The organism is Photobacterium malacitanum (genome assembly GCF_900185615.1).
Taxonomy (GTDB): domain Bacteria; phylum Pseudomonadota; class Gammaproteobacteria; order Enterobacterales; family Vibrionaceae; genus Photobacterium; species Photobacterium malacitanum.
Genome location: NZ_FYAK01000004.1, coordinates 139,222 through 160,375, shown reverse-complemented (window position 1 = coordinate 160,375; position 21,154 = coordinate 139,222). Strand labels below are relative to the sequence as shown.

Sequence of the window (21,154 nt, the reverse complement as noted above, 5' to 3'; positions counted from 1 at the left end):
ATTATTGTTAATATTATTTAAAACACACACCAAAAACATGGTGTGTGTTTTATGAGTTACAAAACATTATTATATTTTTTTTTATGGGAGTTGCGTATTACTGATGGTTGGTTAGGACTATCATTAAATCGACATAAGCGCAGTGAAATTATTAATGCAAGCGCAGATAAAATAAATGATACTAATAGAAAAAGCATACATGCTCCAAAAGATTGTCCATCAAAAGTTGTACAACACAGTATACAGAGACAATAAGTTTATTGTTATAGCAATGTCATATTAAAATAAGATCAAGGTCAATGTTTTTAAATATAAGCTTACCTATGCTTAATGAGCCTTTATTTATTTTAAATAAATTTATATTTGAGTAATAGCTTAATATTACATATAGAAATATTTAAAGCTGCTATATAAAGAATAACTCCTATAATGTAGAGTTATTCGGTTAAGCAGCTTCACTAACTTATCAATTACATAGTTTCAAATTCTTTTTGAAAATTAAGTACTTTTTCTAAATAACGACGAGCTTCCGCTTTGGGGTGTTTATTGGTTAATGCCCAATATACCTGATTTGGTTGCAATTGATTGAGATCGTTCATCGCTTGTTTTCTATCAGTATCAAATGTTGCCAATACACCGCCAGTCCCGCCATTATAGGCTGAAATCATGGTGTAGTGCTTAGTTGTTGGGTGCTGAACTTCTTTAAGGTAACGATTTTTTAAAATATAGAAATAAGCCGTTCCAGTATCAATATTATTCGCCGGATCAAATAAATACTCTTTAGTTGGAATACCTGGTTTATTTTTTACTAAATTAAATACATCAGCTCCTGCTGTTTTAGGAATAACTTGCATTAAGCCATACGCACCTGCATGACTGACAGCATATGGATTAAAACTGCTTTCTGTTTTTACAATAGCGTAAATTAAATCTTCATCAATATCATAACGTTTAGCAGCTTGACGAATCAGATCAGCATATTGGTATTCACGTTGTTCAAGATGATCATCGACCATATTAATTTCAACATAATAAGCTGTGCCACGTTGAAGTTTTTTTGTTTTAAGTTTATTTGCAATTAAATAATCTGCATATTTACCCGCACGCCAAGGCCATTGAATATTCTGATTTTCATGATCTTTAACTTGGCCTAATAAAAAAGGTTTACCCTTTAGTGGAATTGATTTATCACTAAAAAGATCAACTTGAGATGGATCTGCTGGCATTAATAGTGTTTCTTCAATCGCTTTTTTAAGTGTTGCTTGTGGCGCATAATTAGCAACTGTAGATACATAAATTTTACCATTATCAAAATCAATATGAGCACGAGTTCGATAACCATCAAAATATTTCACATAACGATGTTTTCCGGCTTGTAAATAATCATCATCTCCCCATTGTTTTTTAACTTGGTTCTCAAGATATTTAAGTAATGCGAGACGCTGTGCTTCAGTAAGAGCGACATGATTATTATTACCATTTAGATTATTGTTTCCAACATTCGATGATGGCACACAATTATAAATACAATCAGGTGTCGAAGGTGATGAACATGATACGGTTAATAAACAACTAGCGACGGCAAGCCAAGCTTTTTTCATTATTATCCCTAATTATTATGATCCATGATAAGCGGTGAGAATATCAATGACATTTGGGTATATTTAACCCGAAAATATGATTGATTAATAACAGCTTAGTTTACAGAAGCGTTGCGATTTTGTGTGTTCATTTTTTAATGGTGACGATAAATTATTTTAATCTATTGATATTTTTACTTTGATAAGTATGACCTATTGAAGTAATAGAAAACTAATATTGTCTTTATTTTTTTGAGTGCTATAAATTATGTTTAACAAATGAACGAGCCTAAGTAGTAGCAGTGGATAAATTTAAGTAATTAGATTTTAAATTTATCCATAAAAAGAACGTTACTATATTTTTTGATTAGACTATGTTTATAAACAATATGATATTTAGTGATTATCAATAATCATACGAACAATTAGGATAATAATAATGTCAAAGTGCCCTTTTAATCATACACAAACTGTTAATCCATCGATTAACCCTGGTAATGGTACTTCTCCTAGTGATTGGTGGCCAAATCAACTTAAATTAGGTTTATTACATCAACACAGTAGTGAATCAAATCCAATGGGGGCTGATTTTGACTACGCAGCAGCATTTAAAACATTAAACTTAGAAGCCGTTAAGCAAGATCTTCGCGACTTAATGACGGATTCACAAGATTGGTGGCCTGCAGACTTTGGCCATTACGGTCCTTTCTTTGTTCGTATGGCTTGGCATAGCGCAGGTACTTACCGTACTTCTGATGGTCGCGGTGGCGCTAATACTGGTAACCAACGCTTTGCACCATTAAACAGCTGGCCAGATAACGTTAACCTTGATAAAGCACGTCGTTTAATTTGGCCTATCAAGCAAAAATATGGCAACAAAATTTCTTGGGCTGACCTTATTATCCTTACAGGTAACGTTGCTCTAGAATCAATGGGCTTTGAAACAATCGGCTTTGCTGGTGGTCGTGTTGATATCTGGGAACCTGAGTTAGATGTTTACTGGGGTAAAGAAAAAACATGGTTAGCTGATGATACTCGTTACGAGAAAGATGACGCGCAACGTGATCTAGAAAATCCATTAGCAGCTGTTCAAATGGGTCTAATTTATGTAAACCCAGAAGGTCCAGATGGTAATCCTGATCCACTATTAGCGGCACATGATATTCGTGAAACATTTGCACGTATGGCAATGGATGATGAAGAAACTGTCGCACTTATTGCAGGTGGTCATACATTTGGTAAAACCCACGGTGCTGGCGATGCCGCTCACGTTGGTGCAGAACCAGAAGCTGCTGGTATTGAAGAGCAAGGTTTCGGTTGGTCTTCAAGCTACGGCTGTGGTAATGCTGCTGATACTATTTCAAGTGGCTTAGAAGTAACTTGGACTACAACACCAACACAATGGGGTAATGGTTTCTTCCATAGCTTATTTAGCCATGAGTGGGAACTAGAAAAGAGCCCTGCAGGTGCACATCAATGGATCGCTAAAGACGGCCGTGATGAATATCCAGATGCATTTGGTGAAGGTAAGCACCGTGGTACAATGCTAACAACAGACATCTCACTACGTGTTGATCCTGTTTATGCTGAAATTTCACGTCGTTTCTACGAAAACCCAGAAGAGTTTGCAGCAGTATTTGCACGTGCTTGGTTTAAGTTAACTCACCGTGATATGGGTCCTCGTGCACGTTACTTGGGTTCTGAAATTCCAACTCAAGAATTCATCTGGCAAGATCTTATTCCAGCCGTTGAATATGATGTTGTTAATGATGCAGATATCGCAACATTAAAAACAGCAATCGAAGATTCAGGTTTATCAGTACGTGAGCTTGTGTCAACAGCGTGGGCATCAGCATCAACATTCCGTGGTTCTGATATGCGCGGTGGTGCTAACGGTGCACGTGTTCGTCTAGCGCCTCAAAAAGATTGGGAAGTGAATGAGCCAGCTCAACTTGATAAAGTATTAACTGTACTTGAATCAATTAAGGCTAACTTTGCCAAAGAAATTTCTCTAGCTGACTTAATAGTACTTGCTGGTGGTGTTGGTATTGAAATGGCAGCGAGAAAAGCAGGCCGTGATGTATCTGTACCGTTTGCAGCGGGTCGTGCTGATGCTACTCAAGCACAAACTGACGTTGCTTCATTCGCTGTTCTTGAGCCAATTGCTGATGGCTTCCGTAACTTTGAAAAAGCAAAATACACTGTTGCAATGGAAGAGTTACTACTAGACCGTGCACAGTTACTAACCTTGACTGCGCCTGAAATGACAGTGCTAATCGGTGGTATGCGTGTTCTTGATACAAACTATCAAGCGAGCGAGTTCGGTGTATTCACTGACCGTAAAGAAACATTAACCAATGATTTCTTCGTAAACCTACTTGATATGGCAACAGTATGGAAACCAACCTCTGTTGACCAAGATATCTTTACAGGTACTGATCGTAAGACTGGCAAGCAGAAGTGGATGGCAACACGTGTTGACCTAGTATTTGGTTCTAACTCTCAACTACGTGCAATCGCTGAAGTATATGCATGTGCTGATGCTGAAGATAAGTTCATTAATGACTTTATCAATGCATGGGTTAAAGTAATGAACGCTGACCGTTTTGACCTTAAAAAATAAGGTTATAACTCAGTAGTATCACTACTCGATAATATTAAATGAGAGGCGCTGATTATCAGCGCCTCTTTTTTTTGGGCGTTATTTTGTCATTTCCAAAAGAAGAACAATGGACAGCCATATTCTTGCACATCAACCATGAGCGACTACACTTAAGCTTCATGTTGCTTATGGTGAAACCAATGACAATCTCAAGACGAAAATTGATCGAGCCGCAAATCACGCCTTTTTATCATGTGATTAACCGCTGTGTACGGCGTGCATATTTATGTGGCGATGATCCATATAACGGCAAAAACTATCATCATCGTCGAGGTTGGATAGTGAATAAAATCAAACAATTAGCATCTGTGTTTTGCATTGATGTGTGTGCTTATGCAGTGATGAGTAACCATTATCATTTGGTGCTAAAAATAGATACTGAACAACAGCAAAAGTTAACACCGAAAGCAGTAATATCGCGCTGGTTGCAGTTATTTAATGGTCATCCAATTGCGATCGATTTTTTAAAAAATGGCCAAATAGAGACAGAAAAACAGCAAGCATTATCAAATTTAGTCACGGAATGGCAGCAACGATTAGGCAGTATTAGCTGGTTTATGCGCTGTCTTAATGAGGAAATAGCCCGTAAAGCTAATAAAGAAGATCAATGTAAAGGGGCGTTTTGGGAAGGGCGATTTAAATCTCAAGCATTATTGGATGAGCAAGCGTTACTATCGTGCATGATGTATGTTGATTTAAATCCGATCAGGGCTGGCATTACGCCGTCATTAGAGCAATCAGATTTCACCTCGATTCAACAACGCATTCGTGAATATCAGCAACCAAAAACCTCCGCTAAACAATCACCATCAAATAAAGGACATTTTCAATTATTGCCTTTTGTTGGTGCTGAACATCAGGCTAAAACGGCTGGAATAAACTTTGCCTTTGCTGATTACCTTGAACTGATTGACTGGACAGGTCGCTGCATTCGCAATGATAAAAAAGGCTTTGTATCATCGAGTCAACCCAAGATTTTACAGCAATTGGGAATAAGTCCTGATGCTTGGCTAGAGCATAGCGAACAATTTATGGAACGTTATGCTAATGTCAGTGGGAAATGGTCCCGAATGTGCGCTTTTAAGCAACATGCAGGTGGGCATTGGTGTAAAGGAAAGTCGGCGAGCCATCAATTACACCCTAAATAGAGATAGTTGCTTGTAACAAAATGAAGTACCGCAATAACCATTAGGATTGTGGGTGTTGTTGACCGTGAAATATGGAAATCACATTGTTTTAACTAAGAATATAAATAATAAGCTGCAATTTTTATAGTAGAAGAGTTTGTTTAAGGTTGAATAGTTTGCTTTTTGGTAGAGCTATTTAAGAACAAAAAGATCTGGCTGTCCAAATGACTTGCTTCCAAATGACTTTGAACCAATTAAAACCCATTACATTTACTTACACTTGTTGTGTTTTCATTTTTCGATTTTATTGCTCAAATACACTTAAATTATTTTATTGAGGTATAAAAACACATATGGACGACCCCACGAGTTGTTCTTTAATTCCTAACTCCTCTTCTATGGAGTTTGTTCAATGCTAGAGTTATTTCTTCAACCTGAAGCGTTAATGATATTTGCGACCCTATTTGCACTTGAAGTGGTATTAGGTGTCGATAATATAGTATTCATTTCTGTACTTTGTGAACGTTTACCATTACATCAGCGTAAAATGGCCCGTAACCTCGGTATCGCGTTAGCAGTCGCTGCACGTATCGGTTTAGTGTTCTCTATTAGCTGGGTAATGTCATTAACCCAACCATTAGTTAATCTGTTTAATTATGACTTTAGTGGTCGTGATTTAATCATGATCGGCGGTGGTGCATTCTTATTAGCTAAAAGCTTAAAAGAATTATGGATGTGCTTCAGCCATACTTATCAGCAACAAACAAGTACAGTAAGAGCTAGTATTGCGTTAGTGTTATTGCAGATTGTCGCAGTTGATGCGGTATTCTCAATGGACTCAGTAATCACTGCGGTTGGTTTAACCAGCGAAGTACCTTTGATGGTTGCGGCTATTTTAGCGTCAGCGGTCATTATGGTGCTATGTGCTGAGAAAATTAACGATTATGTGATGCGTTATCCTGGATTGAAAACATTAGCACTACTGTTCTTAGTGATGTTAGGCGGTATGTTAATGGCTGAAGGTTTTGCAATTCACTTGAACAAAGGATATGTGTATTTCGCAATGGCTTTTGGTTTAATTATCGAAACTTGTCATATTTTGCTTAAGAAGCAGAACAAGAAAATAATTAAACGTGTTTATCCACAACAATGCGGTTGGGCAATCAAAGCGAAGTAAGCCTCAAATAAGAAAGCAGAGCTTTGAGCTCTGCTTTTTTCGCTTTAAAATACCATTCTAGCGATATATTGAGAGTTAACGCTATTGTAAACCATGAATAGTGTTATTGATTGATTACTAAATGTCAGGATTGCTTTTATTAAATACCCATACTTTTAGTCCGTAAACAATCATAAATACAACGACATAACTAACAGCTAATGTTACCGATGACATATTGATACCACTAATGAACGATGTCACAGCAAACACGATAATACCGACAATCGTGCCGCATAATGAGGTCGCAAATCCTGCCTTTTCAGGAAAAATCGTCATGGTTATTGCGATCGCATTTGGCACAATCAAACCGACAAATAAAAACATTAGCAACAGCGGTATAATGATCATATAAATATTATGATAGAAATTCACCATCACTAGCATTGCCAATGCTGTAATAATCGCTAGTGTTACCCCTAACTTTAGAATATGTTCATTATTATAATTAACAATAAGCATGCGGTTTATAATTGTACCTACAAAATAACCACACCCTAGCAGCATAGCGATATAACCATATTCTAATATCGTGTATTTCATGCTGACTTCTAATAAATAAGGACCAGCCGTATTAAAAATTAAAACAGAGCTATAACTTAGACCATAAATAATACTTAATAATAAAAATGTCTTATGTGAGATCATTTCAACAAAACTATTTTTAATATGAGTTATCTTTAATGGTACTAAGTTTTTGTTTGATTCTTTAAATAATGTTGTACACACAAACAAAATAACAACCACATAGACAGCGAACAAATAGAAATTCGCTTTCCATCCTAGATAATGGGATAAATTAGCACCGATAAATGGTGCTACAATCGGCCCCAACGCCCAACTTAAGGCAAAATAGTTCGCCATTTTCTTAAGTTCTAACCCAGAGAATAAATCAACAATGATTGCTCTCATCCCTGAAGCTAATCCAGCGATAGCTACACCTTGAATGAAACGTAAGCAATTGAACTCAAACATCCCATTCACTATTGTACATAGAATGCTCGCTACTAAAAAGAGTAACGATGAGAATATAAATATTCGCTTACGCCCATAAGTGTCAGATAAAATACCAAGTACAATTTGACCTAATCCATATCCTAATAAATATAGTGAGATACTCAGTTCAGCGTATTTTATTGACGTATGATAATAAGATGAAATTTTTGGCAAAGACGGCACATAAATATCAATCGCGATGCCCATTAAGAATGATATTGATATAATTAAAAACAAAGCGACTTTCTTTTGATTATATAATAAAACGTTCATTATTATTTCCAGTCTTGATATGAATAATTGCGTTAATTATTTACTTTTGTTCCATGTTAATTTGGCGGTGCTTAATTTTCCATCAATACCAATTTGCGGCAGGGTAGTAATAACTAATGTATCGCCTTCGAAAGAAATTTGACGTTGTAGTATTATATCCATCCAATCAGGGTTCCATGTTCTATCAATATAAAAGTTACACTTATCACCATCTAAAGTGTATTTACCCATATATGCCATCATGGTTTTATACAGATTTTCATTATCTTTATTAAATTTTTCTCGACCTTGTTTTGATATAAATACACTTACAAAGCCGTCATTGGTGAAGATAATCCGTCCGCAAGGGTTATCTCCCATAATATTAGACTCAACACCTGTCTCTATTACTGTGTGTTTAAAAGACAATAAATCCCATGCACCAATAATACTTTTCATCCTAACCTCGAATACAAAAAAGAAATAACCAAAAAATAAAACAAAGTGAGTATTTATCTAGACTCACTGATTTTATTAAACACTTTTTTTGAACAACGGAATAATAAATGAAGTAGCATGATAAAAATGCTGCGATAATCTCTCTATATATCAACAAATCTGCAGCACACTATGAATTGGGATGACACACAATATCTCCTCGCATTAGGACGAGAAAAAACCTTACGCAAAGCCGCGCAACAGCTATACGTCGATCAAGCCACTGTTGGCAGGCGCATTGCTATTTTAGAGAACTCACTCAAGTGTCAGTTGTTTATTAGAAGCAATAAAGGTTATGAGTTTACGCCTGCGGGCTATCAAGCGTTTTTAGCGGCTATTGAAATGGAGCAAGCTGCATTAATCTTGCAAAATAAAGTTAAAGGTTTTGATCAGCAGTTAAAAGGTGATATCACTCTTTCGACTACCGATTCCATTGCCATTGATTTTATTATTTCAGCTATAAAGCAGCTGAGAACGTCTGCGCCTGAAATTCGTATTAAGCTTGATGTCACGACGACACTACGGGATATGACGCAACATAATATTGATATTGCAATCAGAAATATTCGTCCAGAAACGCCAGGATTAGTGACAAAATTACTTTTAACCTCACCAATGGGGCTCTATTCGAGTAGTGAATACTTGCATCAACATGGCTACCCAAAAACATCAGATTCTTTGGCTGGTTTAGATTTGATCGTTCACGCTCCTATGATAGATAAATCTCCAGATAGGTTGTTTGGTTTAGCTATCGATAAAGCAAAAATTGCACTGCTTGCAGACAGTAGTTTATTATTAAGGACGTCAATAAAGAATGGGGTCGGGATTGGATTTTTGCCTAAATTTATGGCAGATATTGATAATCTCGTGCCGATTTTTCCTGAAAAAGACTTCAACGCACACTATGATATCTGGTTAGTCACACATGCTGATATTGTTCATAGCGCACGTATTCAAATGGTATTAGATACTCTGTCGCAATTGTTTACTAAGTATCATTAGTTTAATCAATCAATTGAAGTTTGTCAGAGTTAGCCACAATGGCTAACTCTTTGTGATCGCTAAGTGACTATTGAAAACGCTTACGTTCAATGAAGAAGTGCAGTAGTGCCATACCACCATGGCCAATTAAATAAGCTTCGATTAAACCTGTTAGTGATTTATGAATTTCACGTGCATCGTTGGCATAAGGGGAGTGATTGAGCCACAGCACAAGCCAGATTAATGCCGCAGCTTCAATTAAGATTAATGCACCAATACCTAACCCTTGAATAACATTACCCAGGCCCTGTTCACGAGGCTCTGGTAACTTGCCTTTTAAAATCTGCTTGAGATCGTCTTTTAAAATAGCATTTTCCCCGAAAAGATAAGGAAAGAATTGTTTAAAAGATTGTTTGGTTAACATGAAAATAATCATGCCAATTGTCGCAAGTACTGTTAACGATCCTAAAACAATATGTACCCATAAAAATAGTGTATTAAACATACCAGCTTTTACTGCACCAGTATGAGTCATGTGAACTAGATTACTGTTTAATATTTGCAGAATAATTAATCCTGCAAGGGTTGTGTGTAGGTGGCGTAACCCTACATTAGGAAAGTAATGAACAATGTAGTGCCAAAAGGATCGTAAAAGGGGCATATCGTCTCCAAGAGGGGATTAGGATGGAATAATAAATGCTATAAATCTAGCATAACTAATGGTTTTGTATGCGTAATAATTTGCCACTACTAAGCAAAATAATTATTCATAAATAAACTATTGGCTGTTTATTTTGCGATAAATGTTAAATAATTGGATCGAATTTATTAGGAATGTTTCTGTGTATGGAGATCACCGTGAGCCAATCCTTAACAATACCAACATTATCACATATACATGTTTATCCCGTGAAATCGATTGCGGCGTTAACTCAATCTCAAGCCTGGGTTGAAAAACAAGGGCTGGCGTTTGATCGACGTTTTATGGTCGCTAGTGATGATGGTGCGATGATCACTGCGCGTAAATATCCCCAAATGGTTAAAATTAATGCAACATTGACCATGACAGGGTTAGTGCTGCAATATCCAAATAAAGCCGATCTTGTTTTACAGTATGCTGATTTTGATATGAAAGAGGCAGCAGCCACGGTCTGGAATGATAATTTTAATGCTCATACAACCACGGTAATAGCCAACCAATGGTTCAGTGACATTATTGGTCATTCAGTACAGTTACTTTTTTGTGGTCAACAATCTCAGCGAGTACGACCTAAAATTGGACATAACGTTAGTTTTGCTGACGGTTATCCACTATTGATTATCAGTGAAGCATCATTAGCAGCGTTAAATGAGCGTAGCAGTGAGCAGCACACAATGGCACAGTTTCGAACTAATTTAGTAGTGTCTAATACTGACGCTTTTGCAGAAGATAGCTGGAAGCGGATCCGTATTGGTGAGGTGGAGTTTAAAGCTGTCAAACCGTGTGCGCGTTGCATTTTGACGACAGTTGACCCTCTAACGGGAGAATTTAGTCCACTTAAAGAACCCTTAAAAACCATGGCAACTTTTCGTGCTGATGAACAGGGTGAAGTGTTTTTTGGTCAAAATTTAGTGGCGATTAATGAAGGTATTATTCGTGCTGGTGATGAAATCGAAATACTAGAAACACAACCCAAACCAGTGTATGCCGATAATATAGCCACGAAGTTGCAACTTACTTGTGTTGAACGAGAAGACATTGCCGCTGATTTCACAACGTTTTGGTTGGAATCACATCAACAATCACCGTTACCGACTTATTTACCTGGCCAACATTTGCCGTTACAACTTGAAATTAATGGTGAGTTTATATCACGCAGGTATACGCTCTCATCGAGTCCTTCTCGACCAGGACGTTATGCTATTTCGGTCAAACGTATCGATGATGGTCGTGTCTCTAACTGGTTACACCAATATTTCCAAGTTGGGGATGTATTGGTTGCTGACAAGCCTAATGGCGACTTTCATCTAGGTGTTCATACCGATAAATTATTATTACTGTCAGCAGGAAGTGGTATTACACCGATGCTCTCTATGCTGAGGTACTTATCTGATAATGATAATATTCGCGATGTCGTGTTTTATCATCAATGCAGTACTGAAGCCGATATTCCTTCGCAACAAGAATTACATCAACTTGAAAATATGCATCCATCGCTTGATTTACGGATTGTACTTAGCCAACCACGACGAGACTGGCAAGGTGAATCTGGCCGTTTAAGTTTGAGTCATTTAGCAATGATCAGTGATTTAGATAAGCGCCAAGTGTTTGTTTGTGGCCCAGATGCTTTTATGGTTGCGGCAAAAAAATTATTGCTAAAAATAGGTGTTTCTCCAGCACGTTACCATCAAGAAGCCTTTGGACCTTTACGTGGAACATTAACGCCAAAACAAACCCTAAAACTTAATATCAATGGGCATGTTTTTAGTGGTGATAACCAAAGAACATTATTAGAGCAAGCTGAAACCGCGGGGATTGGTCTTAATTACAGCTGTCGAGCTGGCTTTTGTGGCGTATGTAAAGTGACATTAACCTCGGGGCAAGTTGAGCAACCTGATGTACCTGCATTGTTACCGCAAGAACGGCAGCAAGGTAAAGTGTTGGCATGTTGTTGTATACCTAAAACCGATCTTAAAATCACTCAGTAAGTTTTATTTTCATACAAAAGAACATTGATATTATCATCTTTGTTCTTTTGTTTTTTTAAGGTGTTGGAAAATATGATTAAAATAGTAAATATGATTTTCTTTTGTAGCATTCTCATCAAAAGTTCAATAATGATTGCTTTATAAATTGATCTAGAACAATAAAGGCATAAGTTAAATTTTGCTATATCTCTCGCTAATTATTTTTATTGATTTTCTATCTAATTGTTATTTATGGTTTATTTTTAATTTTCTATGAGGGGAACAGCACCTAATCGAATTTATCTATGAAAGTGTACGTTTTTTTCGTTTTGAATTATTCCTTGCGAGCGATTATTTTCTTCCAAAATATTTTCATAGGGAATTTTCATGAGAAAGACAACATATCTAGCGTGTGCAATTAGTGCTGGTTTAGTCGGTTATTTAGCAACGGTATATGCAGTCGATCAAGGCGATAAAAATTTAATTCAACACAATCTTTCGCAAGCGAATTTGGCTAAAGCAGATCCACTTTCAAAAGAAGCCTTTCAACTGTTCAATGAAAAAGGCTGTCAGTATTGCCATACTACCGATAGTAAAATGCCATTTTATGCTGATATGCCGGTGGCTAAGCAGTTGATGGAGCATGATATTAAAAAAGCACAACGCCAATTTAACATTACAGCATTAATGCAACAGGTTCAGAATAATCAGCCTATCTCTGAGGTTGAACTGGCGAAGTTGGAGTCGGTACTAGTTGATCATGCTATGCCACCTAAGCAATATTTATTAATGCATTGGCGTTCAGATTTATCAAAAGAGAACACTGAAACATTATTGAGATGGGTGAAGTCTGAGCGTAGCAAATATTATGCAGATCCAAAGGTTAGTGCTGAATTTAAATATGATGCAGTACAGCCAATTTCAACTACATTTGCAGTGAATGAAGCAAAAGTTAAGCTAGGTGAAGTGCTTTATCACGATACTCGTTTATCGGGTGACAACACTATTTCTTGTGCATCATGTCATAGTTTAGATACTGGTGGTGTTGATAATTTGAATACCTCGACTGGTATTAATGGAGCAAAAGGCCCAATTAATGCGCCAACGGTGTTTAATTCGGTATTTAATATTCATCAGTTCTGGGATGGTCGAGCAGATGATCTTCAAGCTCAGGCTGGTGGTCCACCACTAAATCCATTAGAAATGGGTGCAGTATCTTGGCAACAAATTATTGGTAAGTTAGATCAAGATACCGCATTAAAAGCGCAGTTTGATGCTATTTATCCAAAAGGTATTACAGAACATAGTATTACGGATGCTATTGCTGAATTTGAAAAGACATTAGTGACGCCAAACAGCCGTTTTGATAAGTTCTTAAAAGGTGATAAAACAGCGTTAACAGCAGAAGAGCAACAAGGTTATGCACTGTTTAAACAAAATAAGTGCCAAACTTGTCATACTGGTGAAGCGATGGGTGGTTTGACGTTTGAAGTTATGGGACTTAAAGACGATTATTTTGACGATCGAGGTAATGTATCAAATGTCGATAACGGTCGCTATAACGTGACTAAAGATGAAAATGATATGCATCGTTTTAAAGTCCCAACATTACGTAATGTTGCTTTAACAGCGCCTTATTTTCATGATGCGAGTGCACAAACGTTAGAACAAGCAGTCGCTGATATGGCGCAGTACCAAGTCGGTGTGAAGTTAACTCAAGATGAGGTCGATAAAATCACGGCTTATTTAAAAACACTGACAGGCGAATATAACGGTAAATTACTCCAATAAAATAGAAACGGCTTCTTATTAAAGAAGCCGTTTTTGCATTAATTCGAAACAAATAAGTCATTTAAAAGAACAATATTTTGATACATGCTGCTGAAAAGGTATTTGATGTGGAGTATGCTTGCGGCGCAAACGATTACCATCAAGTAAGGATCACCCATGTTTAATAAGCCACTTATCGCATTATCTATCGCTTTAGCGCTTTCTGGTTGTGCAACACCACCTGCTGTTCAGCATCAACCATTTTCACTGACGGTTGCTCACATTAATGATACCCACTCTAATTTTGACCCAGTGAAGTCAAGCTTTAAAGCTGATGGTACACGTGTCTATAATGAATTTGGTGGCTATCCTCGCCTACAAACGATGGCGAAGGAATATAAAAACGAAGCTAAGCAAGAAGATCAAAGTTTATTGTTTTTACATGGCGGCGATGCATGGCAAGGCAGTGCCTATTTTAAGTTAAACCATGGTGCAATGAATGCGGATATGCTCAGTAAAATGGGCTTAGATGCTATGGCATTAGGTAATCATGAATTTGATTTAAATAATAAAAAACTTAATGCTTTTATTAGTAGTGTTAATTTCCCTGTGTTAGCGGCCAATATTGATACCAGTCAAGATGCCGCTCTGAAAAATCAAACCAATTTACGGCCTTACCAAGTATTTGCTTTTGATGGTAATAAAAAAACAATTGTCAAAGATATTAATCAGTTACCAAAAGATAAAAACATTGTTGCTGTATTTGGTTTAGCACTTGATAACATGCCAAATATTGCGCCTAATACGGGAGACGTTAAATTTAATGATATGGTGAAAACGGCGCAAGCGACAGTCGATATGCTACAAAGCAAAGGGATTGATAATATTATTGCTTTAACCCATATCGGTAACGCCGTTGATTTAGATGTTGCATCAAAAGTGAATGGTATCGATTTAATTGTTGGTGGACATTCACATACATTATTAGGTGACTTTACTGATTTAGGCTTAAATAATAATGGCATATACGCCCAGATGGTAAAGAACCCTGACGGTAAATCTGAAACTTGTGTTGTTCAAGCGGGAGAATATGCACAAGCGATTGGTCGAGTAAATGTTAGTTTTGATGCAAAAGGCGATGTGACTCAATGTGTAGGGCATAATACATTGCTAAGTAATGATGAATTTTATCATCATGCAGATCGAAGCAAAAAAGATAAATTTAGTCCTGTAGAAACGATACGCGTAGAACAGTTTATTGATAATCACGAGAAAATCACGATAGCTGATGAAGATGTTTTATTACGTCAGCGTATTGATAGCAAATATAAGCCTGCGGTTGATAAAGCGTATGGAAAGACCATTGCTCAAGTCCCTCTAGAAATTAAACACGAACGTCGTCCAGGCGATCGTGGTAGTGATAATCACGGTTCAGACGTTGCACCATTAATTGCAGAAGGACAATATTATTGGGCAAATGAGCCTCAAGTACAAAAAGTCACTGGTATGAAAGTGGATTTCTCTTTGATCGGTGCAGGTGGTATTCGTACTAATATTGAAGCCGGACAATATCGAGAAGGTAACATATCTTTAGAGCTATTACCGTTTTCTAATTTTATGTCAGTTGTTCCAGTAAAAGGCGCGGTGATTAAGCAACTATTGCAACAAACGGTTACAGCGACGCTTCCTGAGGGTTCTCATGCAGGCAAGTTCCCGTATGGTGGTCATATTCGTTATAACTTTACAGAAACCGTAGCGCATAAAGCCGGTAAGCTTAGTAATGTAGAGGTAATGACCGGTACTGAGCAGCATCCTGTTTGGACACCTATTCAAGATAACAAAACGTACAATGTTGCTATTAACAATTATAACGCAACCGGAAATGATGGTTGGACGCCATTATATCAAGCACAGAAAAACCATTCTGGGCGTGTAGATCTTGCTTATGTTGATGGCAAGCTTACTGGATTTAAAGTTAATAATATCGAAAAAGTAGGCGACAAATATCAAGTGAACTATCAAGGCGCAGCGCCAAATTGTAAAGCTGCTAATACGATATGTAATACCGACGCTCAAGCTTTTATTGATTATGTCGCGCAGGATCGTCAGCAATTAGTACCATTGACATATTCTGTTGTAACGTTCGATCGTATTACTAATAAATAATAACTATCGAATCAAATATAATGAGCAACATATTAACTGTGTTGCTCTTTTCTATTTAGTGCCATTAAAAATGAAAATCGAGTTATATTTTATTTAACGTAATATATGGTGCTGATATACGGTATAAATTGATAAAAAATGAACAGTTTCAGTGTGTTGCTCTAAATTATAATCGCCATACATACTATTTTTTTAAATGTAATGTCTTGAATGATAAGTAATAAAAAAAATTATTGTTTTTAGACCGTTAAATATTAAAAAAAAGGCTATACAATCGAATCAATTTCATTACTATAGACCTCGGCCTGTAATTCAGACCTATTTATATGTAACATTATGTTTTAGAAAACTTTCTCTGTAACGCTTTACCAGTGTCATGAAGCTTTCCACTCATAAGCTATAACATAAATAATTCTTTTTCTGGCTACATTACGCAATTTTGCGAATTATTTAATACAATATTGGAGACTGTCATGTCTAAATCAACTGGTATCGTTAAGTGGTTTAACGAAGAGAAAGGTTTCGGTTTCATCACTCAAGACAACGGCGGCGCTGACGTATTCGTTCACTTCCGTGCTATCGCTGGTGAAGGCTTCAAAACTCTTGCTGAAGGCCAAAAAGTGTCTTTTGAAGTAGAACAAGGCCAGAAAGGTCCTCAAGCTGCAAACGTTGAAGCTATCTAATTTGCTTTGCCGTTAAAGTTTGTAAAATACCGACATTATGTCGGTATTTTTTTATTTAAATTTTAGGTTGTTACTCTTTTTTCCGCGCTTTATTGATCACACTAATAACGATTATTAAATCAAATTGTTTGTGTAATTCTCTGGTTTTTATACACTTATAGCACTCCTTTTAACGGATATTTGTGTTATTTCATGATGAGTTTACCGTCCAACACTATCGTAGAATCAATATGCTTATGTATGTTTGAATTGCGTTCAGGCTTTGAGCATCCTCAATTAAATCCACTTACCATTTCTTTATCAGCAGGGCAACACTTAGCTTTATCTGGTGCATCTGGATGTGGCAAAAGTAGCTTATTACAAGTGATTGCTGGCCTTAAACCACCTTTGCATGGGTACTTTAGTTATCAACAACAGGCTATTAATGCAGCACAGTTGTCTTTTTGGCGTCAACAAATATGTTACTTGCCTCAACAAGCAGTCATGGGAGCTGAAACTGTGTTTGAGGTACTACTATTAGCTTGGGATCTTAAAGCAATGTCATCAGTAGTGGCGAAGCCATCAAGGCAAGATTGTGAGCAAGCATTATTACGAGCAGGATTAAAGACTGCCCTTGATAGGCCGGTTGCAATCTTGTCTGGAGGTGAAAAACAACGCTTAGCAATTGCACGTGCAGTGTTGATGCAGCGGCCTGTGTGGTTAATGGATGAACCAACCTCAGCCTTAGATCCTGCTGCACGTAATACCATCATTGAGTTAATAGCCTCATTAAACGTTATTTGTATTTCGGTATCTCATGATCCTTTATGGCTTGCGACAGCAGATAAGGTTTACAACATGGATAGAGAACAGGAATAGACCCCATGAGCACAGCGATCACTCACTCTCTCGATTTACACTGGTCAGCAATGGCTGGTTTTTACTTATTATTATTGATTCCATTAGTGTTATTCCAGCGCTGGCAGCTCGGATTGAGTCGTACAATGATCACATCTGTACTGCGAATGACATTACAACTTTCTGTAGTCGGTATTTATTTACACACCTTATTTGGCTGGCAGAGTATTGGCCTTAATGTCGTTTGGTTAACGGTGATGGCACTGTTTGCCAGTTATACTATTTGTAAACGATCTGAGGTTAACTTAAAACGCGTTCTACCTGCGGTTATTTGTGGACAATTTGTCGCGTTATCGGTGGCATTACCAGCGTTACTTGCGGGTGTTATTCAAGTTTCACCATGGTGGCAAGCACAATATATGATCCCTATTGCAGGGATGTTATTGGGTAATAGCTTAACGGCAAATGTATTGGCGTTATCGCGTTGGGGGTGTTTGCTTAAAGAAAATCATCACGAGTATCAATATTATTTAACGCTGGGAGCACCACATCCAGCTCAACCTTTTATACGAACCGCTTTTAAAGCAGCACTGGCGCCACAGTTAGCATCAATGGCGACATTAGGTATTGTCAGTTTACCCGGTATGATGACAGGTCAGATTTTAGGTGGAGCGATGCCATTGGTTGCGGTTAAATATCAGTTAGTGATTATGGTAGCAATTTTTGTATCAGGTGTGCTGTCAGTGGCAACGACATTAACCATTGTTAATCGGCGTTCATTTGATGCCTATGGTAATGTGCTGTAATTTTTGTTGTGAGAAAATGAGTAGAGTAAAAATAACAAAGCAGCGCGAGGCTGCTTTGTTATTGGTTATTAGAAAGGCGGTATTATTTAATTTCAGTGATTGGGAAAATTTCAGTTGGCGCAACAATTTCATCTTGAGCAGCAATGGTTTGTAATTCCCATTCACCGCGACGATGGGTTTCTTTTAATACGGCATAGCAAGCATTGTGGGCATGTTCAAACGCTTGTTCTGCTGTCCAGCCTTTTAGTAAACCACCGGTAAAGAGTGATGAAATAAGATCACCAACACCAACAGGCTGGTTATCAAATGCTAAATGTGGACGTTGAGCTAAATAGCAACCCTCTTTGGTTGCTAGCATCATTGAGAATTTATCAGATGATAAACTATGAAGATGTTTCACTAGTACCATTTTAGGTCCTAATGTTAATGCATGCTGACAAGCTTTAACCGCATCATCTAATGTATTAATTGTCATTCCAACAAACTGACTAAGTTCAAATTGATTTGGAACAATAACATCTGCTAGTGGCATGACATCCTTGATAAGGTGTTCAGAGATACCATCAGCGACAATACAACCTTTTTCTGGATCACCCATCACAGGATCACAAATATAAATAGCATCAGGGTTGTGTTGTTTTACCATTTTAACTGTATCAATAATGGCTAAACATTGATCAGCACTACCTTGATATCCGGTAAGGACTGCTTCACAGTTTTTAAGCTGATCAATGTTGTTGATGCCTTTGATAAGATCAATTAAGTCTGTTGCTGGAAAGGCTTTACCTGTCCAACCTTGCTTATATTGAGTATGGTTAGAAAATTGTACGGTATGTAGTGGCCACACTTCAAACCCCATACGCTGAAGAGGAAATACTGCAGAACTATTACCAGCGTGACCGTAAACAACATGTGACTGTATTGATAGAATACCTTTCATCGAGGTTCCTTAAAACTATCGTATATATTGGTATACTTTACATGCGCTGAGATTAGAAACCTAATCATTTTATATCGTAATTATTCCTTGCAAAAATGCAGACTATTTATTGTTCGACAAATAAGTACAAATTCTTATCACTGCTAAATAAAGACAACAAACAATGTAATTGGAATGTGTTTTATTGGTTTTTTGTGTGTTTTTTAAACGATTAACGTGTTTGTTTTGATTTTTTGTTTTTGATTTTTTTTGTTTTAAAACATGTTGTTGTGAGTTTGTTCAGTGGTTATCCACAATTTTTCATCAATTTTTATAAAAAAAATATTTACAGTATCAAAATTTGGCGTTAATGTTCGCTCCGTCTGTTGCTCAGACCTAATGTGTTTTAAATAAAACCACAATGTCATTTCTAATCATTGTTATTCGTTTATGTTGCAAACGTTGTAGCAGTGCAAAGCTATAAGAAGGGTGATCTTATAGTTAAGAAGTAGTAGGTCAATGAGTAAAGCTCTATACCAAGGTAAATTAATTGCTTGGTATAAAACTATTTAAACTCAAATTGATAGCCTCAAATATAAATGCTAATTATAAAAGCAATATTTGGGCGTAAAGGAAATATAAACTATGACTTCACAAACAGGTATTATTCGTAGCTTCAACCCAATTGAAAAAATTGGTTTAATTACTAGCGATCTTGGTGGCGATATTCGTTTCGATGCATCTCAAGTTTGCAGTCGTTCACAGCCATCATCAGGTAGTATGGTTGAATTTACGTTAGATGATTCAAGTAATAAGCTTAAAGCAGTTAAAATTCGCTTTATCTAAATTTAATTAATGAGTTAAATATTAGCGAGTGCTATTATTTTTCCATGATTAAATAAAAAATCCCGGCCTAGGTCGGGATTTTTTATATCTATATTATTCTGAATCTTACTTATAGACAGTAAAGCTAACGCATAGGAACGAAACATACTAATACTGTAATCATTGATATTATGTCTGCTTAAAACTTGTTAAGATAATAAAACTCATTAAATAGTTTTGAGTTTAAATAAGGTAGAAAAAATGCATGAGTTGACAGAGAGTGATTATGACATCCTTCACGCAATGGAAAATATTGTTGATGGTATTGCGGCGATGTGGGGAGAGCATACTGAAGTATTGCTACATTGTTTAGATTCGCGTAATCCGTCAATTATGAAAATTGCAAATGGACATATTACGGGACGTGAAGTAGGCGCACCCATCACTAATATTGCATTAGTAAAATTAAATGAAGGACAAGATGTATCTAAAGCTTATATAACCAAGTCACCTAATGGTAAGACATTGCGTTCATTAACAACGGTGATCCGTAATAAACAGCACCAAGCAATAGGGTTACTTTGTGTTAATTTAAATTTAGATGCACCTTTTCAATCAATGATTCATAGCTTAATGCCAAACATTGACGGTTATTGTGATCATGGTGTTACTGCAGAAACATTTGCTCGAAATAATGATGAAATGATGCATAGTTCAATTGAAACGGTGCGTGAGCAAGTCATTACAGATAGTGCAATTCCACCATCAAAGAAAAGTCGAGAAATAGTGACACGACTTCATGATTTGGGCATTTTTGATCTTAAAGATAGCGCTCAAATTGCGGCAAAAGGGTTAGATATATCTATCCATACTATTTACCGTTATTTACGAGAAATTCGCACCCATGATGTGCGGTAATTATGAATAACTTAAATATTTTCATCTCTGAATCAAAGTGAAAATAGTAGCTTACAGTATTGGTCTTTTAATAAACGTTTATGCAATATGCGTCTAAATATTGGTCGGTCATAATGGTTGTTAGAGGTATTAAGTATAGGTTGGAATTGTTAGTGTAATTATTTCATATTGTTAAGTTAATAATTTATCGTTTGGCGTGATAAATGCATCTATACGGGCATTAATGGTAAATAGTCTCTTTCTACGTTGAG

At 36.7% G+C, this 21,154-nt stretch carries 18 protein-coding genes; 13 read left to right on the top strand and 5 right to left on the bottom strand.

The annotated features are described in order from the left end of the window. Window positions 1-51: 51 nt before the first annotated feature. Complete coding sequence (locus tag PMAL9190_RS11740; RefSeq protein ID WP_087845365.1) at window positions 52-255, top strand: hypothetical protein; 204 nt, start codon at window positions 52-54, stop codon at window positions 253-255. A 215-nt stretch (window positions 256-470) separates the two neighbouring features. Here PMAL9190_RS11740 and mltC read toward each other — a convergent pair whose 3' ends face one another. Then, window positions 471-1,601 (bottom strand): membrane-bound lytic murein transglycosylase MltC, encoded by a 1,131-nt coding sequence (gene mltC / locus PMAL9190_RS11735; RefSeq protein ID WP_087845364.1) that lies wholly within the window; start codon window positions 1,599-1,601, stop codon window positions 471-473. Between the two features lie 418 nt (window positions 1,602-2,019). On the opposite strand from mltC, the gene katG reads away from it, so the two are divergent. From katG to PMAL9190_RS11720, 3 genes are all read left to right on the top strand, one after another. Beyond that, the gene (gene katG / locus PMAL9190_RS11730) at window positions 2,020-4,203 is read left to right on the top strand and encodes a catalase/peroxidase HPI (RefSeq protein ID WP_087845363.1); all 2,184 of its coding nucleotides are present in this window, start codon (window positions 2,020-2,022) and stop codon (window positions 4,201-4,203) included. Between the two features lie 179 nt (window positions 4,204-4,382). After that, window positions 4,383-5,390: a transposase gene (locus PMAL9190_RS11725; protein WP_087845438.1), complete on the top strand. Its 1,008-nt coding sequence runs from the start codon at window positions 4,383-4,385 to the stop codon at window positions 5,388-5,390. Window positions 5,391-5,781: 391 nt separating this feature from the next. Further along, a complete protein-coding gene (locus PMAL9190_RS11720; protein WP_087845362.1) occupies window positions 5,782-6,546 on the top strand; it encodes a TerC family protein in 765 nt (254 codons plus the stop codon). Between the two features lie 117 nt (window positions 6,547-6,663). On the opposite strand, the gene PMAL9190_RS11715 is transcribed toward PMAL9190_RS11720, so the two are convergent. Then, on the bottom strand, window positions 6,664-7,854 hold the full coding sequence (locus PMAL9190_RS11715; protein WP_087845361.1) for an MFS transporter: 1,191 nt from the start codon (window positions 7,852-7,854) through the stop codon (window positions 6,664-6,666). A gap of 36 nt (window positions 7,855-7,890) precedes the next feature. Next, window positions 7,891-8,292 carry a lipocalin-like domain-containing protein gene (locus tag PMAL9190_RS11710; RefSeq protein ID WP_087845360.1) on the bottom strand — a complete coding sequence of 134 codons (402 nt, stop codon included), beginning with the start codon at window positions 8,290-8,292 and terminating at the stop codon, window positions 7,891-7,893. 171 nt (window positions 8,293-8,463) lie between these two features. Between PMAL9190_RS11710 and PMAL9190_RS11705 the strand changes: the two genes are divergently transcribed. Beyond that, window positions 8,464-9,333, top strand: a complete 870-nt coding sequence (locus PMAL9190_RS11705; protein WP_087845359.1) for a LysR family transcriptional regulator — start codon at window positions 8,464-8,466, stop codon at window positions 9,331-9,333. Window positions 9,334-9,400: 67 nt separating this feature from the next. Here PMAL9190_RS11705 and PMAL9190_RS11700 read toward each other — a convergent pair whose 3' ends face one another. Further along, the gene (locus PMAL9190_RS11700) at window positions 9,401-9,973 is read right to left on the bottom strand and encodes a cytochrome b/b6 domain-containing protein (RefSeq protein WP_087845358.1); all 573 of its coding nucleotides are present in this window, start codon (window positions 9,971-9,973) and stop codon (window positions 9,401-9,403) included. 185 nt (window positions 9,974-10,158) lie between these two features. Here PMAL9190_RS11700 and PMAL9190_RS11695 point away from each other — a divergent pair, with 185 nt between their 5' ends. The 6 genes from PMAL9190_RS11695 (at window position 10,159) to PMAL9190_RS11670 (ending at window position 18,241) form a co-directional block, all read left to right on the top strand. Continuing rightward, window positions 10,159-12,000: a hybrid-cluster NAD(P)-dependent oxidoreductase gene (locus PMAL9190_RS11695; protein ID WP_087845357.1), complete on the top strand. Its 1,842-nt coding sequence runs from the start codon at window positions 10,159-10,161 to the stop codon at window positions 11,998-12,000. 366 nt (window positions 12,001-12,366) lie between these two features. Continuing rightward, window positions 12,367-13,770, top strand: coding sequence for a cytochrome c peroxidase (locus PMAL9190_RS11690; RefSeq protein WP_087845356.1), 1,404 nt, complete (start codon window positions 12,367-12,369; stop codon window positions 13,768-13,770). A gap of 156 nt (window positions 13,771-13,926) precedes the next feature. After that, window positions 13,927-15,915 carry a bifunctional metallophosphatase/5'-nucleotidase gene (locus PMAL9190_RS11685; protein ID WP_087845355.1) on the top strand — a complete coding sequence of 663 codons (1,989 nt, stop codon included), beginning with the start codon at window positions 13,927-13,929 and terminating at the stop codon, window positions 15,913-15,915. Between the two features lie 473 nt (window positions 15,916-16,388). Further along, entirely contained in the window at window positions 16,389-16,598 is a 210-nt protein-coding gene (gene cspE, locus PMAL9190_RS11680; RefSeq protein WP_087845354.1) for a transcription antiterminator/RNA stability regulator CspE, read from the top strand. Window positions 16,599-16,838: 240 nt separating this feature from the next. Continuing rightward, a complete protein-coding gene (locus tag PMAL9190_RS11675) occupies window positions 16,839-17,456 on the top strand; it encodes an ABC transporter ATP-binding protein (RefSeq protein ID WP_087845353.1) in 618 nt (205 codons plus the stop codon). A gap of 5 nt (window positions 17,457-17,461) precedes the next feature. Beyond that, a complete protein-coding gene (locus tag PMAL9190_RS11670; protein WP_087845352.1) occupies window positions 17,462-18,241 on the top strand; it encodes an ABC transporter permease in 780 nt (259 codons plus the stop codon). An 82-nt stretch (window positions 18,242-18,323) separates the two neighbouring features. Here the strand turns inward: PMAL9190_RS11670 and pdxY are convergent, their stop codons facing one another. Then, entirely contained in the window at window positions 18,324-19,181 is an 858-nt protein-coding gene (gene pdxY, locus PMAL9190_RS11665; protein WP_087845351.1) for a pyridoxal kinase PdxY, read from the bottom strand. Window positions 19,182-19,805: 624 nt separating this feature from the next. Here pdxY and PMAL9190_RS11660 point away from each other — a divergent pair. Both PMAL9190_RS11660 and PMAL9190_RS11655 read left to right on the top strand, forming a co-directional pair. Continuing rightward, a complete protein-coding gene (locus PMAL9190_RS11660; RefSeq protein ID WP_060997205.1) occupies window positions 19,806-20,006 on the top strand; it encodes a hypothetical protein in 201 nt (66 codons plus the stop codon). Window positions 20,007-20,246: 240 nt separating this feature from the next. Beyond that, window positions 20,247-20,903 carry a helix-turn-helix transcriptional regulator gene (locus PMAL9190_RS11655; RefSeq protein WP_087845350.1) on the top strand — a complete coding sequence of 219 codons (657 nt, stop codon included), beginning with the start codon at window positions 20,247-20,249 and terminating at the stop codon, window positions 20,901-20,903. Window positions 20,904-21,154 lie beyond the last annotated feature (251 nt).

What these genes read in the sequence shown, in the direction of transcription:
- PMAL9190_RS11740 (WP_087845365.1), top strand. Translation starts at nt 52, where the DNA reads ATGAGTTACAAAACATTATTATATTTTTTTTTATGGGAGTTGCGTATT.
- mltC (WP_087845364.1), bottom strand. Translation starts at nt 1,601, where the DNA reads ATGAAAAAAGCTTGGCTTGCCGTCGCTAGTTGTTTATTAACCGTATCA.
- katG (WP_087845363.1), top strand. Translation starts at nt 2,020, where the DNA reads ATGTCAAAGTGCCCTTTTAATCATACACAAACTGTTAATCCATCGATT.
- PMAL9190_RS11725 (WP_087845438.1), top strand. Translation starts at nt 4,383, where the DNA reads ATGACAATCTCAAGACGAAAATTGATCGAGCCGCAAATCACGCCTTTT.
- PMAL9190_RS11720 (WP_087845362.1), top strand. Translation starts at nt 5,782, where the DNA reads ATGCTAGAGTTATTTCTTCAACCTGAAGCGTTAATGATATTTGCGACC.
- PMAL9190_RS11715 (WP_087845361.1), bottom strand. Translation starts at nt 7,854, where the DNA reads ATGAACGTTTTATTATATAATCAAAAGAAAGTCGCTTTGTTTTTAATT.
- PMAL9190_RS11710 (WP_087845360.1), bottom strand. Translation starts at nt 8,292, where the DNA reads ATGAAAAGTATTATTGGTGCATGGGATTTATTGTCTTTTAAACACACA.
- PMAL9190_RS11705 (WP_087845359.1), top strand. Translation starts at nt 8,464, where the DNA reads ATGAATTGGGATGACACACAATATCTCCTCGCATTAGGACGAGAAAAA.
- PMAL9190_RS11700 (WP_087845358.1), bottom strand. Translation starts at nt 9,973, where the DNA reads ATGCCCCTTTTACGATCCTTTTGGCACTACATTGTTCATTACTTTCCT.
- PMAL9190_RS11695 (WP_087845357.1), top strand. Translation starts at nt 10,159, where the DNA reads ATGGAGATCACCGTGAGCCAATCCTTAACAATACCAACATTATCACAT.
- PMAL9190_RS11690 (WP_087845356.1), top strand. Translation starts at nt 12,367, where the DNA reads ATGAGAAAGACAACATATCTAGCGTGTGCAATTAGTGCTGGTTTAGTC.
- PMAL9190_RS11685 (WP_087845355.1), top strand. Translation starts at nt 13,927, where the DNA reads ATGTTTAATAAGCCACTTATCGCATTATCTATCGCTTTAGCGCTTTCT.
- cspE (WP_087845354.1), top strand. Translation starts at nt 16,389, where the DNA reads ATGTCTAAATCAACTGGTATCGTTAAGTGGTTTAACGAAGAGAAAGGT.
- PMAL9190_RS11675 (WP_087845353.1), top strand. Translation starts at nt 16,839, where the DNA reads ATGTTTGAATTGCGTTCAGGCTTTGAGCATCCTCAATTAAATCCACTT.
- PMAL9190_RS11670 (WP_087845352.1), top strand. Translation starts at nt 17,462, where the DNA reads ATGAGCACAGCGATCACTCACTCTCTCGATTTACACTGGTCAGCAATG.
- pdxY (WP_087845351.1), bottom strand. Translation starts at nt 19,181, where the DNA reads ATGAAAGGTATTCTATCAATACAGTCACATGTTGTTTACGGTCACGCT.
- PMAL9190_RS11660 (WP_060997205.1), top strand. Translation starts at nt 19,806, where the DNA reads ATGACTTCACAAACAGGTATTATTCGTAGCTTCAACCCAATTGAAAAA.
- PMAL9190_RS11655 (WP_087845350.1), top strand. Translation starts at nt 20,247, where the DNA reads ATGCATGAGTTGACAGAGAGTGATTATGACATCCTTCACGCAATGGAA.